Genomic DNA, 12765 nt, shown 5'->3' on the forward strand with positions numbered 1-12765 from the left:
ATGTCTTCCCGCGCGGCGGAGCCGAAGCCGAAGCGTCGCCCCCCGACCTCGCGCCCCGACCGGTCCGCGCGTCTACTTCTTCCGCACGAGCGTGATCCCGTCCGCGATCGGCAGCATCACGGCCTCGACCCGCTCGTCGCTCGCCACGAAGTCGTTGAGCGCGCGGATCGCCGTCGTCGACTCGTCCGACTTCTCGGGGTCAGCGACCGACCCGCCCCACAGGACGTTGTCGAACACGACCACGCCGCCCTGCCGCAGCCGGGGCAGGAGCGCCTCGTAGTAGTTGCGGTAGTTCGGCTTGTCCGCGTCGATGAAGACGAGATCGACCTGGGGGCTCGCCGGCAGCGCCGCCAGCGTCTCGAGCGCCGGTGCGATGCGCAGCTCGATCCGATCGGTGAGCCCGGCGCGCTGCCAGTAGCGGCGGGCGATGCCCGTCCACTCCTCGTTCACGTCGCAACAGAGCAGCCGCCCACCCGGCGGCAGCCCGCGCGCGATCGAGATCGCGCTGTAGCCCGTGAAGGTGCCGATCTCGACTGCGAACCGCACGCCCAGCAGGCGCACCAGCCAGGTGAGGAATGCGCCCTGCTCGACGGCGACCTGCATCATGCTGATCGGTCCGAGGGCGGCGGTCTCGGCGGCGAGATCGCGCAGCACCTGGTCCTGGGCCGGGTTGTGCGCGAGGAGGTACTCATAGAGCTCCGGGGTGAGGGCCGTGAACTTGGCGTGCATGCGCGGCTCATAGCATCCGGGCGACGCATTGACAGGTGGCCGGGCCGCGCGCGAAGCGATGTGCATGCGACGACTCGAGGGACGCGTGGCGATTATCACCGGTGCCGCGGCCGGCATCGGCCGGGCATCGATGGAGCGGTTCGCGGACGAGGGGGCGATCGTCGTCGGCGCCGACGTCGACGACGGTGGGGCCGCGCTCGCGGGCGAGATCGAGCGCACGGGCGGCCGCGCCGTGTTCGTTCGCACCGACGTCACGCGCGACGCGGATCTCGAGGCGCTCGTGCGCACTGCCGTGGAGCGCTTCGGCCGCCTCGACGTGCTCTTCAACAACGCGGGCGTCGGTACCTACGTGCCGTTCGATCGGCTCGCGCCCGCCGACTGGGATCGCACGCAGGCGGTGAACCTGCGCGCCGTGTATCGCGCCTGTCAGATCGCGCTGCCGCACCTGCGCTCCGGCGGCGGCGTCATCCTCAACACGGCGTCGCAATCGGCCCTCGAGGGGCAGGCGATGAACGAAGCCTATTGCGCGTCGAAGGCCGGCGTCGTCGCCCTCACGCGGTCGCTCGCGCGCGAGTACGGCCCGCATGGCGTGCGGGTGAACTGCCTCTGCCCGGGCGGGGTCGACACGGCGCTCCTGCGGGGGTTCCTGGGCGTCGCGGGCATCGACGCGGCGCAGGTCGCAAAGCAGGTGCCCCTTCGCCGCATCGCGCGACCGGCGGAGATCGCCGCCGTCGCGGCGTTTCTCGCCTCGGACGACGCCTCGTACGTCACCGGCGTCGCACTCCCCGTCGACGGCGGCGCGACCGCGTGAGGCGCCTCATTTTACCTTGACAGCTCAACCGGCGCCGAAGTACGCCTCCCGAGGGACACTACGTTGTCGTCTGCTCGAGATCTGGAGGCCCGATCGTGATTTCCGCCGCGCTCCGCGCTTCCCGTCCGTGCCTCACGGCCGTGGCGGGCGTGCTCGTCCTCGGTGGAGTGGCGGGTGCGTTCCACGACGAGCCGAAGCGCGCGAAGACGCTGAAGGCGCCGCTCGTCACGGCCTACCAGCAGTGCACCGCGCCGAACACGACGACCATGGGCGTTCCGGCGTTGCCCGCCTGCTATCCCGCCGTGCGGAGCGATCCCCTGTGCGGATTCGTGAACGGGAGCCTGCTCGCGGGCTACGGCAAGGCGTCGGGCAGGGCACGGCCGAACGGCGACTTCAAGATCGACATCACCCTGCGGGGGATCAACTCCGGCTGCGAGGGCCAGACCCTCTGCGGTCTGATCCTCGTGCGCGCGACCACGCACCGCTGCGCGCAGGGCCCGTGCACGACGGCCGATCTTCCGTTCCAGGGCTCGAGCCCCACGGCGTGCTGCATCGTGGTGGACGGTGCGTGCAACGTGTCGACGACGATCAACAGCGAGGTGCTGGGAACGCTGGTGGTCGGGGATCGGACGGGGATCGAGGTCTTCGGGTTCGGCATCCGGCGCACGTCGGGGCCGAACCCCCCGACCGGGTACACGTTCTCGTCCGGCGGGCTTACGCCGTAAGTTGCGCCGCGGGGCGTCGGGGGCGCGAGATCGGGGGCGAAGCTTCGGCTTCGGCTCCGCCGCGCGAGAAGACATTCGGCGCGTCACGGTCTCGCATTTCGTCGCGCCGCTACGCAGGCGCCTCCGCTTCGCCCCCGACCTCGCGACGCTTCGCTCGCGCTTACGGGACGTCCGCGGCGGTCGTGTCGCCGGCGGCGGTCGAGACGACCAGACGTGCGCGGCCGCTCGGTGGGGTTGGGATGGATACGTCGAAGGCGCCGTTGGTGCCGAGGGTGACCGGGGTGCCTTCCAGCGTCAGCGTCAGGGTGGTCGAGCCTGGGGATTGGCGCGCGAGGTAGTCGGCGTAGCGCTCCGCGACGAAGGCGAGCAGGTGCTCGTGGACGTTGCGGCCGGTGACGACTTCGAGGTCGCGCGAGGTGCGCGGGTAGACGTAGAGCGACTTGCCGTGGACGTTGAGGCCGTACTGGGGGCAGAAGTTGATGTCGGCGCTGATGAGCGCGCCGGGGCCGCCCATGCACCGGACCAGATCGCCGAAATCGGCGAACCCGCGCACGGGCGGTGGCGTGGCGAAGGTCGGGCCGAGGGCCGCCACCTTCGCGTCGTCGGGACCGACGGCGACGCCGGTCACGTGCAGCATGCCGCCGGCGAGCTTCGTGGCGAGCGTCTGGAACGCGGGCTTCATCGAGCGGAGCAGGTCGATCGCGGCGGTCGCACTGCTCGTGTGGGCGGCGAGCTCGGCGACCCACGGGGCGATCTCGCTCGCGAGCGGGCTCCCGCCGAGGCTCGCGTCCATCGCGGCCGGCGCCGCGGCCTGGGTTGCGATCTCGGAGGCGAGCGCATCCATCGCGGCCGCCCAATCGGCGCTCGTGTACGTGGAGGAGGCGCCGCCGAGGGCGGCGCCGAGTGCCGCGGCGTCGTCCAGGTCGAGCGGCGAGCTGCGCGTCTGCGCGGCGAAGGTCGCGAGCCCGCCGCCCGGATCGAGCTCGGCGAGCGTCGTCTCCCACGCGGCCTCGGGATCGTAGCCGGAGGGATCGCGGAAGTAGGCGCCCGCCGTCCCGAGCGCGACCAGGCTCGCGTGCGCCTGCGTCATGGGGTTCAGGAGATGGCCGTGCACGACGCGCGTGAGCTCGGCGTCGCGTCCGGTGAGCGGGCCCATGTGGAGGTTCGACGAGAGGACGGCGTCGTTCACGGGGTAGTTGTCCCACAGGACGACCGGGTGATCGCCGACGCACGCCGCGCGCGCCCGCGCCTCCGCGCCCGAGAGGGCCGTCGAGAAGACGCCGGGCCCCGTCCAGCCGACGGGCATCCGCCGTCGCAGCCTCGCCGCCAGCTCCGTGTGATACGGGTGGCACTCGGTGCCCTCGTAGTCGGACGGGATCATGAAGGCGAGGCCCGGGAGGTGGTGCGCGCGCAGCCAGCGGTCGACGCGATTGGTGAGATTGGCGTGCGCACGCGCGAGGGCCGGGCCGTCGGAGCCGCCGTACTCCTCGACGTCGCCGGGATGGATCGTGCGGCCGAAGAGGTCGTCGAAGAAGAGGGCGAAGTGGCGCACGCGGGCGCGCGCGAGCTGCCGGAGCTTCTTCGTGAGCGCGGTGAAATCGTCCTTGCAGGTGAAGCAGATGTCGATCCCGGGCGAGAGCGCGTACACGAAGCGCACCTTCGCCTTCTCGGCGACCCGCACCGTCGCGCGGAGGTCCGCGAGGTCGCTCGCCGGGTACGGCTCGCGCCAGCGGTCGCGATGGTATGGATCGTTCTTCGGCCCGTAGACGAACGTGTTGAGGTCGTGGGCGCCCATGAAGCGGATGACGTCGCGGCGCGCCTCGCCGGACCACGGGTGTCCGTAGTAGCCCTCGACCACGCCGCGCATGCGCGGCAGCACTTTTTTCGCCATGACGGGAGACGCGGCGAGCGCGAGGCCGATCGCCGCGAGCGCCAGGCCGCGAAACATCGCGGGCGCTATACGTCGACCGCGCCCTCGCGGGCAACCCGCGCGGCCCCGGGCTGGACAGGGCGCGACGCGCTCGGGCAGAGTGCGAGACGTGAACGATCTCGCTTTCGCTCCGGCACACGTGATCGCGGACGCGGTCCGGCGGCGGGAGGTGTCGCCGGTCGAGGTGATGCGGGGAACGCTCGAACGCGTCGAGCGGTTGAATCCCATCCTCAACGCTTTCGTGGCCCTGCGAGCCGAGGCGGCGCTCGAGGATGCGAAGGCGCTCGAAGCGCGGATCGCGCGCGGGGAAGATCCGGGGCCGCTCGCGGGCGTACCGTTCGGCGTGAAGGACGAGGAGGACCTGGCCGGCTTCCCGACCACGTACGGATCGGTGCCGTATCGTGGCGGGATGGTGGAACACGATTCGACGCAGGTGGCGCGCGCGCGGCGGGCGGGAGCGATCCCGCTCGGAAAGACGAACCTGCCGGAGTTCGGATCGACGGCATTCACGAAGAACCGGCTCTTCGGCGTCACGCGGAATCCCTGGAACCTCGCGCGGACGCCGGGCGGGTCGAGCGGCGGCTCGTCGGCGGCGGTCGCGGCCGGCATCGTCCCGTGCGCGACCGGCGGCGACGGCGGCGGCTCGATCCGCATTCCCGCGTCGTACACGGGGCTCGTCGGACTGAAGGCGACGTTCGGGCGCGTTCCGCGCGGCCGCTTCGAGTTCCGCGACTGGCTCGACACCGTTTCGCGCGGCCCACTCACGCGTACGGTGCGCGACGCGGCCATCTGGCTCGACGCGGTGGTGGGTTACGATCCGTACGATCCCGACTCGCTCCAGCACCCCGGCTACCGGTTCGCCGACGGGCTCGACGAGACGCCGCGCCGCCTGCGCGTCGCCCATCTCGCGAGCCTCGGGTACGGGCACGTGGCGCCCGACGTTCGCCGTGTGGTCGCCGAAGCGGCGGGTGCGCTCGGCCGCGCGCTCGACGTCGAGGTGGATCAGCCGACGGTTCGTCTGACCGACGTCGGGATGGGGTGGGGTCTCCTCAACGCCTTCCAGACCAACGGCCGGCTCGCGTCGATGATCGACGGCCAGCGCGACGAGTTCGGGCGGGGGTTCTTGAAGGGCGTCGAGCTGGGCGCGCGCCTCGGCGCCGCCGACGTCGCGCGCTTCCAGCAGGAGCGCTACCGCCTGAACGAGGAGGTGGCGGACCTCTTCGCGCGCTACGACCTGCTCGTGACGCCCACGTGCGCCACGACGGCGTTCCCGGCCGGCGGTCCCATGCCCGACGTGATCGACGGCCACAAGCTCGCCTCGCCCATCCACGCCGTCGCGTTCACGTATCCCTTCAACATGACCGGCCATCCGGCGATCTCGCTGCCGGCGGGTCTCGGCGACGACGGCCTTCCGATCGGCGTGCAGATCGTCGCCGAGCGGGGCGAGGAGCGACTGCTGCTGCGGGTCGCGCAGGCGTTCGAGCGCGCGCGACCCTATCCGCGCTGGCCCGGGGAGCCGCAAGGGACGCCGTGAGCGACATCGCGACGCTGTCCGCGCTTCTCGCGGCGAGCGTGGCGCGCTTCGGCGAACGCGAAGCCCTCATTTCGGCCCGCCGTCGCGTGACCTACGCCGAGCTGGGCACGCAGGCGCACGCCATCGCCGCCGGGCTCGGGGCGCTCGGGGTGGAGAAGGGGACGCACGTGGGGCTGCTCGCCCCCAACTGGCCCGAGTGGCTCGCAATCGCCTTCGGCGTCTGGGAGCGCGGCGGCGTCCTGGTGCCGATCTCGACCCTGTACCGGCCGCGCGAGCTGCGCCACGCGCTCGAGCTCGCCGACGTCGAGCTCCTCGTCTCCGCGCAGACGTTCCTGCGGCACGACTACACGTGGACCTTGAGCGCCGCCGGCACGCCGCTCGCGCTGCGCGAGGTCGTGTGGCTCGATACGCCACGCGGGAACGCGGCGATCGACCTGGGCCCGATCACGAGGCCGCCGCCCGCCGGCGCGGAATCCGCCGCCGCGCCCGACGATCCGGCGACGATCCTCTTCACGTCGGGGTCGACCGCGGAGCCGAAGGGTGCCGTGCACACGCAGCGCGCGCTCGCGCTGGCGGCGCAGGAGAACGTTCGCGTCCTCGGCATCGAGCCCGACGACCGCACGTGGGGCTACCTCCCGTTCTTCTTCGCCGGCGGCCTCGTCGCCGTCGGCCTCACGACGCTCGCGGCGGGCGGCGCCGTCGTGCTGCAGGAGGTGTTCGACGCCGGGGAGACGCTGGGGCTGCTCGAACGCGAGCGCGTCTCGGTCTTCTTCGCGTGGCCGCACCAGGCGGAGGCGCTGATCGCCCACCCGCGCTTCGGCGCCGCGACGTTGCACCTGCGCAAGGGCGTCGGCGCCAACACGAAGTGGGCAGCGCAGATCTACCCGGCCGAGCACCATGCGACGAGCTCGTTCGGGATGACGGAGACGCCGCCGCTGTGCTCGGCCTGGCCGTGGGACGCGCCGCAGGAGCGTCGCGTGTCGAGCCACGGCCCCGCGGTCGGAAGTCGCGAGCTCCGCATCGCCGACCCCTCGAGCGGCGCGCCGCTGCCGGCCGGCGCCGAGGGCGAGATCTGCGTGCGCGGCCCCACGATGATGTCGGGCTACCACAAGCACGAGCGCTCGGCGTGCTTCGACGCGGACGGGTTCTTCCACACCGGCGATCTCGGTCGCATCGACGAGCGCGGCGCGCTGCACTTCATCGGACGCCTGCGCGACGTCATCAAGTCGGGCGGCGCGAACGTCGCCGCGGCCGAAGTGGAAGCGGTGTTGATGTCGCACCCGGCGGTCGCGGCCGCGCACGCGGTGGGTGTCCCCGATGCGGCGCGCGGCGAGAGCGTGGCGGCGTTCGTCGTGCTGAAGGCGCCGGCGACGCCGGATGCGCTCGTCGCCCACGCGCGCGAGCGGCTCGCGAGCTACAAGGTGCCGCGCGTCGTGTGGATCCGGCGCGAGGACGAGCTGCCGCAGAAGGGCAGCGGCAAGGTCGACAAGGCACTCCTGCGCGAGGAAGCGGCGCGGCTCACAGCCGAAGCTGCCCGCTCGTGACCGCGGCATAGCGCTCGGCGGTGAGCGGCACGTAGCTGCGTGCGTCGTCGTCGCGTACGAAGAGCGGATCGGTGACCGCCTTGGGGTCGTAGCCCTCGGAGGCGAACGTGTGCTTTCGCTGCTTCAACGTCCCGGTCACGTCCATCGCCGGCACGACGCGGACGAAGGCGGGGCGCGCGTAGCGGGGCAGCTCCTTCTCGGCGTGTGCGTAGAAGGCCGATGGGTCGAATGCGGCGCCGGGTCGGAGCACGATCGCGGCCATGCCGGCCCGCCCGTCCTCGCCCGGGATCGTGACGCCCACGACGTTGGCCTCGCTCACGCCGGGCGCGGAGTTGAGGCGATCGGCGACCTCCATGGTGGCGACGTTCTCGCCCTTCCAGCGAAACGTGTCGCCCAGGCGATCGACGAAGTAGTAGTAGCCCTCGGCGTCGCGCCGCAGCAGGTCGCCGCTGCGAAACCACGCGTCGCCTTCGACGAAGAGGTTGCGGACGAGCTTCCGCTCGGTCGCCTCGCGGTCGGTGTAGCCGTCGTACTCCATCGCGCCCGCCAGGCCGACCTTGCCGAGGAGCTCGCCGGCCTCGCCCGGCGGGCAGCGCACCCCGAGTCCGTCGGCGCCGCGGACGAGCCCGCCCGTCGCGAGGTCGATGCACGCGAGCTCCACCTGATCCTCGAGCATGGGGTGCGGCTTGCCGACCGACCCCGGACGGTTGTCGAGGTTCTGGAGCGCGACGTTGCCTTCGGTCGCCCCGTACATCTCGATGATGCGCGCGAGCCCGAACCGCTCCTTGAACGCGGTCCAGATGTCGGGACGGAGGCCGGCGCCCGCGGCGACGCGCAGGCGATGGTCGCGGTCGTGCGGCGAGGGCGGCAGCCGCAGCAGATACCGGCACAGCTCGCCCACGTAGACGAACGCGACCGCCTCGTGGCGCCGCACGTCGTTCAGGAACGCATGCGCGCTGAAGGCGCGCCGCGAGGCGAACGACCCACCCGCCCGGAACGCGGGCGAGAAGCCGACGAACAGGCTCTCGCCGTGGTAGAGCGGCAGCGGCGCGTAGATGGTCTCGCCGGGCTCGATGCCGAGGAGCTGGGACAGCGAGACGCCGCCCATGGTGAAGCGGAGGTGCCGCACGATCGCGGGCTTCGGGTAGCCCGTCGTGCCCGACGTATAGATGTAGAGGAACACGTCGCCGCCGCGGACGTCGGGGATGTCGGGCTCGGGCGCCGGGTCGGGCGCACCGGCGTCGCCGAGAAGCCGGACGCCGCATGGCAACGACGTGCCGCCCGGGGCGTCGACCCGGAAGCGCACCGGATGCGTGCCTGCGACCTCGGCGAGAGCGGGCAGCGCGGACGCATCACAGATACCGACGGTGGCGCCGGAGGCGGCGAGCACGTGCGTCAGTCCCGCGCCGGTCACGTGCGTGTTGATGAGCGCGCCGATCGCGCCGAGCTTCGCGACGGCGCCGATGGCGCCGAGGAAGAGGGGGCTGTTCGGGGCGAGGATCGCGACCGGTGTGCCCGCAGTGACGCCGTCGCGGCGCAGCACCCAGGCGAGGCGGTTCACCAGGGCGTCGTACTCGCCGTAGGTGACGCGCTCGGTCTCGAACTTGAGCGCGACCTGGTCGGGGATCGCCGCGGCCTGCTGGCGGACGAACGGCCCGAACGTGTCGGGCGACCGCTTCAGCTCGGCGACGATGGCGGCGAGGTCCATGGGGAACCTCGCGTAGCAGGGGGCTCGCCGCGCGCGCAAGCACGAGCGCGGAGAGCGCGTGGCGGACTAGCGAGCGGACGCGCGCTTCTTCGCGGCCTGCGGTCGGCGCAGCTTGTCCTCGAGCGCGTCCGCCACGAACTCCATCACCGAGATCCCGAGCGACACGCAATGGAGCTTGATCTCCCGATGCAGTGTCTTCGGGATACGGGTCGCGAGCTGGATCAGTACGTCGTCGTCCTTGGCCATCGGAGTCCTCTCTCCTCGTACGTCCTAGAGGGATGGTTGGATGTGGGTCCTAGCGGGTAGCGGGCGCTGGGGCGCCGGTGCGTTGCTTCAGGTTGTCTTCGACGGTCTCGAGCTGACGGGTGAGGTCGACGATGTGGAGCTGCGCGCGCACGCGGGCGAGGAGCTCGTGTCGGGTCACCGGCTTGGCGAGGAACTCGCTGACGCCGGACTGCATGCCCTCGAGGCGCGTGTCGACGTCGTCGCGGCCGGTGAGCAGGATCACCGGCAGGCGCTTCCCCTTCTCGGTCTCGCGCAGGCGGGCGCAGACTTCGAAGCCGTCCATACCCGGCATGATGACGTCCAGGAGGACGAGCGCCACCGGTTCTTTTTCGACCGCCGCCAGGGCGTCGCGGCCGCTCGAGCACGAGCGCGTGCGGTAGCCCTCGCGCTCGAGGATCGTCGCGGTGAGCGCGCAGGTGGTCGGGTCGTCGTCGACGATGAGGACGAGATGGGGGCTCTGGGGAGTCGTCATTCGGTCGCCTCGGATTCAGACGCTTCGGTCTCTACGTCGGTGTCGTTATCGAGCTCGGGATCGGGTGTTGAGTCGGGCCCGCGCCGCCGTCGCAATTTCGCGACCAGCGTCGTGCGCTTCAGCCCGAGCAGACGCGCTGCGGCTTGCTTGTTGCCCTTGGTGCGGCGGAGCGCCTCCTCGATGAGACGGTTCTCGAACTCCTCGACGGCGGTATTGAGGTCGAGGCCGTGCTCGCCGAGCGTCGGGCGCGGGATCTTCTTCTCGGAGATGAGGGAGCGGATCTGGGCCGGGAGCTGTTGCAGGCCGATCGTGCCGTCCTCGGAGAGGATCACGAGGCGCTCGAGCAGGTTCTCGAGCTCGCGCACGTTGCCCGGCCAGTCGTACTCCCACAGGTGCACCATCGCCTCTTCGGTGATGGTGCAGGCACGCCCCGCACGCTTGCGGTTGTGCTTCTCGAGGAAGTGGCGGACGAGCAACGGGATGTCCGAGCGGCGCTCGCGCAAGGGCGGCATCACGATCGGGATCACCTGCAGGCGGTAGAAGAGGTCCTCGCGGAAGCGTCCCGCCTCCACCTCGGCGGCGAGGTCCTTGTTCGACGCCGCGAGCACGCGCACGTCGACCTTGAGCGGCCGGTCGCCGCCGACGGGGCGCACCTCGCGATCCTGCAGCACGCGCAGGAGCTTCACCTGGAGCGTGGGGCTCATCTCGCCCACCTCGTCCAGGAAGATCGTGCCGCCGTTGGCGAGCTGGAACATGCCGGCGCGCTGCCCGATCGCGCCGGTGAACGCGCCGCGCTCGTGGCCGAACATCTCGGACTCGAGCAGCTCGGCCGGGATGGCGCCGCAGTTGACCGGGATGAACGGCCGGTCGCCGCGCTGGCTGAGCGCGTGCACCGCGCGCGCCACGAGCTCCTTGCCGGTCCCGCTCTCCCCCATGATGAGGATGGTCGCGTCGGTCGGGGCGACCTTCCGGACGAGCAGGCTGATTTTCTGGATCAGGGCGTGCTCGCCGATGAGCAGCGGAGCAGCTTCTGGCTGATTGGTCGTCACGTGCGTCGCCTCTTCCCCATCCACCCGGGCGTCGTGCTATGGACGGCACCCGTCATGTTTGTCACGCGTCAGTTGCTATATCGGTCGGGGGCTCGAAATGGTTGAGCGCAAGCGTCAAAAGGGTCGCGCCGACGGCAGAAAAGCGACGGAACTTCGGCCGGTTCGGATGACCCCGGGGTTCATGCCCGCGGCCGAGGGATCGGTCCTCATCGAGACCGGGGAGACGCGCGTGGTGTGCACGGCCACGGTCCAGGACTCGGTGCCGCCCTTCATGCGCGGCCAGGGCAAGGGCTGGGTCACGGCCGAGTACGCGATGCTGCCGCGCAGCTCGCCCGAGCGCGTCGAGCGCGAGCGGCGCGGCCCGGGCGGGCGCTCGCAGGAGATCCAGCGGCTCGTGGGGCGGAGCCTCCGCGCCGTGGTCGACATGGACGCGCTCGGCGAGCGCTCGATCCTGATCGACTGCGACGTGCTGAACGCCGACGCCGGCACGCGCACGGCGTCGATCACGGGCGGCTACGTGGCGCTCGTGCTGGCGCTCAACCGCCTGCGCAAGGATCGGCTGATCGACAAGATGCCGCTCACCGGCAGCGTGGCCGCGGTGAGCGTCGGCATCGTCGGCGGCAGGGCGCTGCTCGACCTCTGCTACGAGGAGGACCACCGCGCGGAGGTCGACTTCAACGTCGTCATGACCGGCAGCGGCCGCTTCGTCGAGGTGCAGGGCACGGCGGAGGGGAAGGCCTTCACGCGCGCGCAGCTCGACAAGCTGCTCGCGCTCGCGAATACGGGCATCGAGCGCCTGGGCGCGATCCAACGCGACACGCTGCGCGAGGCCGGCATCACGCTGCCGCGTCGATGATCCCGCCGCGCCTGGTGCTGGCGACGTCCAACGCCGGGAAGGTGGGGGAGCTGGCGGCGCTCGTCGCCGAGTGGGGTCCGATCGAGGTCCTCTCCCTCGCCGACTTCCCGGGCGTGGTCCTGCCCGAGGAGACCGGCGAGACGTACCTCGCGAACGCCGCGTTGAAGGCCGTCGCCGTGCGCGACGCCACGGGGCTGCCCGCACTCGCCGACGATTCAGGCATCGAGGTCGACGCCCTCGGCGGTGAGCCGGGCCTGCGGTCGAGCCGGTACGGGGCGTCGGCGGCCGAACGGATCGAGAAGCTCCTTCGTGGGCTCGCCGATGTACCGCCCGAGCGTCGCGGCGCGCGTTTTCGCGCCGTCGTCGTGCTGGCGTTTCCGGACGGGCGCGTGGTGTCGGCCGAGGGCACGTGCGAAGGGCGCGTCGCGCTCGCGCCGAGCGGGACCACGGGCTTCGGCTACGACCCGATCTTCATCTCGTCGGAGCTCGGTCGCACGATCGGCGACGCGACGGCGGAAGACAAGGCGCGCATCAGCCACCGAGCGCGCGCGATCCGCGCGCTCGGGACGAAGCTCAACATTGCGTCCCCATAGGGGCCGTGTTAGGGGGTCCAGCCTTACCCATGCTAAGAAAAGGGAGGTTCAGCGGGGCGTAGCGCAGCCTGGTAGCGCACCTGCCTTGGGCGCAGGTGGTCGGCCGTTCGAATCGGCTCGCCCCGACCTCAGAAGGTGATGCGCCAGTAGCTCAGGTGGATAGAGCAACGGCCTTCTAAGCCGTGGGTCAGGGGTTCGAATCCCTTCTGGCGCGCTCCGCGACGACGAACGACGACAGACACTGGTGGGTGTAGCTCAGTAGGCAGAGCATCGGATTGTGGATCCGAGGGTCGAGGGTTCAAATCCCTTCACCCACCCCATTTGATCGGTGGGGCGCCATGAGACGCTCCCACCCCGCGGGCCGCTAGCTCAGTTGGCAGAGCAGCTGACTCTTAATCAGCGGGTCGCAGGTTCGACTCCTGCGCGGCCCATTTTTCTCGTCCGTCAATCCGATCACTCCGTACCTAGGCCGAGCGCCGGCTTCGCCGTCGCGGGCTCGGTGGCTGTAGCGGTGGCAGTTGGTGCCTCG

Annotated in this window: 12 protein-coding genes and 4 tRNA genes; 10 read left to right on the top strand and 6 right to left on the bottom strand. The window is 71.3% G+C overall.

Annotated elements, in window-relative coordinates; translation table 11 throughout:
• Nucleotides 1-72 precede the first annotated feature (72 nt).
• Nucleotides 73-729, bottom strand: a complete 657-nt coding sequence (locus tag VMS22_10625; GenBank protein ID HXJ34478.1) for an O-methyltransferase — start codon at nucleotides 727-729, stop codon at nucleotides 73-75.
• A 64-nt stretch (nucleotides 730-793) separates the two neighbouring features.
• Here VMS22_10625 and VMS22_10630 point away from each other — a divergent pair, with 64 nt between their 5' ends.
• Nucleotides 794-1540: an SDR family NAD(P)-dependent oxidoreductase gene (locus VMS22_10630; GenBank protein ID HXJ34479.1), complete on the top strand. Its 747-nt coding sequence runs from the start codon at nucleotides 794-796 to the stop codon at nucleotides 1538-1540.
• Nucleotides 1541-1635: 95 nt separating this feature from the next.
• A complete protein-coding gene (locus VMS22_10635; GenBank protein ID HXJ34480.1) occupies nucleotides 1636-2265 on the top strand; it encodes a hypothetical protein in 630 nt (209 codons plus the stop codon).
• A 160-nt stretch (nucleotides 2266-2425) separates the two neighbouring features.
• Here VMS22_10635 and VMS22_10640 read toward each other — a convergent pair whose 3' ends face one another.
• The gene (locus tag VMS22_10640; protein ID HXJ34481.1) at nucleotides 2426-4213 is read right to left on the bottom strand and encodes a protein O-GlcNAcase; all 1788 of its coding nucleotides are present in this window, start codon (nucleotides 4211-4213) and stop codon (nucleotides 2426-2428) included.
• Nucleotides 4214-4304: 91 nt separating this feature from the next.
• Here VMS22_10640 and VMS22_10645 point away from each other — a divergent pair, with 91 nt between their 5' ends.
• Together VMS22_10645 and VMS22_10650 are read left to right on the top strand one after the other, a co-directional pair.
• Nucleotides 4305-5729 (top strand): amidase, encoded by a 1425-nt coding sequence (locus VMS22_10645; GenBank protein ID HXJ34482.1) that lies wholly within the window; start codon nucleotides 4305-4307, stop codon nucleotides 5727-5729.
• Entirely contained in the window at nucleotides 5726-7273 is a 1548-nt protein-coding gene (locus VMS22_10650; GenBank protein ID HXJ34483.1) for a class I adenylate-forming enzyme family protein, read from the top strand. Before VMS22_10645 ends, VMS22_10650 begins: the two co-directional genes overlap by 4 nt.
• On the opposite strand, the gene VMS22_10655 is transcribed toward VMS22_10650, so the two are convergent.
• The 4 genes from VMS22_10655 to VMS22_10670 form a co-directional block, all read right to left on the bottom strand.
• On the bottom strand, nucleotides 7248-8981 hold the full coding sequence (locus VMS22_10655; GenBank protein HXJ34484.1) for an AMP-binding protein: 1734 nt from the start codon (nucleotides 8979-8981) through the stop codon (nucleotides 7248-7250). The genes VMS22_10650 and VMS22_10655 overlap by 26 nt on opposite strands.
• A 66-nt stretch (nucleotides 8982-9047) precedes the next feature.
• Entirely contained in the window at nucleotides 9048-9227 is a 180-nt protein-coding gene (locus tag VMS22_10660; GenBank protein ID HXJ34485.1) for a hypothetical protein, read from the bottom strand.
• Nucleotides 9228-9276: 49 nt separating this feature from the next.
• Nucleotides 9277-9738 (bottom strand): response regulator, encoded by a 462-nt coding sequence (locus VMS22_10665; GenBank protein HXJ34486.1) that lies wholly within the window; start codon nucleotides 9736-9738, stop codon nucleotides 9277-9279.
• A complete protein-coding gene (locus VMS22_10670) occupies nucleotides 9735-10787 on the bottom strand; it encodes a sigma 54-interacting transcriptional regulator (GenBank protein ID HXJ34487.1) in 1053 nt (350 codons plus the stop codon). Before VMS22_10670 ends, VMS22_10665 begins: the two co-directional genes overlap by 4 nt.
• A gap of 97 nt (nucleotides 10788-10884) precedes the next feature.
• Between VMS22_10670 and rph the strand changes: the two genes are divergently transcribed.
• From rph to VMS22_10700, 6 genes are all read left to right on the top strand, one after another.
• Nucleotides 10885-11643 carry a ribonuclease PH gene (rph, locus tag VMS22_10675; protein HXJ34488.1) on the top strand — a complete coding sequence of 253 codons (759 nt, stop codon included), beginning with the start codon at nucleotides 10885-10887 and terminating at the stop codon, nucleotides 11641-11643.
• Nucleotides 11640-12236, top strand: a complete 597-nt coding sequence (gene rdgB / locus VMS22_10680; protein HXJ34489.1) for an RdgB/HAM1 family non-canonical purine NTP pyrophosphatase — start codon at nucleotides 11640-11642, stop codon at nucleotides 12234-12236. The genes rph and rdgB overlap by 4 nt, the downstream gene beginning before the upstream one ends.
• A 52-nt stretch (nucleotides 12237-12288) precedes the next feature.
• Nucleotides 12289-12362: transfer RNA gene (locus VMS22_10685), tRNA-Pro, on the top strand.
• Between the two features lie 14 nt (nucleotides 12363-12376).
• Nucleotides 12377-12450, top strand: a tRNA-Arg gene (locus tag VMS22_10690).
• Nucleotides 12451-12480: 30 nt separating this feature from the next.
• Nucleotides 12481-12556, top strand: a tRNA-His gene (locus VMS22_10695).
• 38 nt (nucleotides 12557-12594) lie between these two features.
• Nucleotides 12595-12667, top strand: a tRNA-Lys gene (locus tag VMS22_10700).
• The last annotated feature ends 98 nt before the right edge of the window (nucleotides 12668-12765 follow it).

The organism is Candidatus Eisenbacteria bacterium (genome assembly GCA_035577985.1).
Classification (GTDB): domain Bacteria; phylum Desulfobacterota; class Binatia; order DP-6; family DP-6; genus DATJZY01.

Coding starts and splice junctions, on each gene's coding strand:
- VMS22_10665 (HXJ34486.1), bottom strand. CDS start 9,738: ATGACGACTCCCCAGAGCCCCCATCTCGTCCTCATCGTCGACGACGAC.
- VMS22_10655 (HXJ34484.1), bottom strand. CDS start 8,981: ATGGACCTCGCCGCCATCGTCGCCGAGCTGAAGCGGTCGCCCGACACG.
- rdgB (HXJ34489.1), top strand. CDS start 11,640: ATGATCCCGCCGCGCCTGGTGCTGGCGACGTCCAACGCCGGGAAGGTG.
- rph (HXJ34488.1), top strand. CDS start 10,885: ATGGTTGAGCGCAAGCGTCAAAAGGGTCGCGCCGACGGCAGAAAAGCG.
- VMS22_10625 (HXJ34478.1), bottom strand. CDS start 729: ATGCACGCCAAGTTCACGGCCCTCACCCCGGAGCTCTATGAGTACCTC.
- VMS22_10630 (HXJ34479.1), top strand. CDS start 794: ATGCGACGACTCGAGGGACGCGTGGCGATTATCACCGGTGCCGCGGCC.
- VMS22_10640 (HXJ34481.1), bottom strand. CDS start 4,213: ATGTTTCGCGGCCTGGCGCTCGCGGCGATCGGCCTCGCGCTCGCCGCG.
- VMS22_10660 (HXJ34485.1), bottom strand. CDS start 9,227: ATGGCCAAGGACGACGACGTACTGATCCAGCTCGCGACCCGTATCCCG.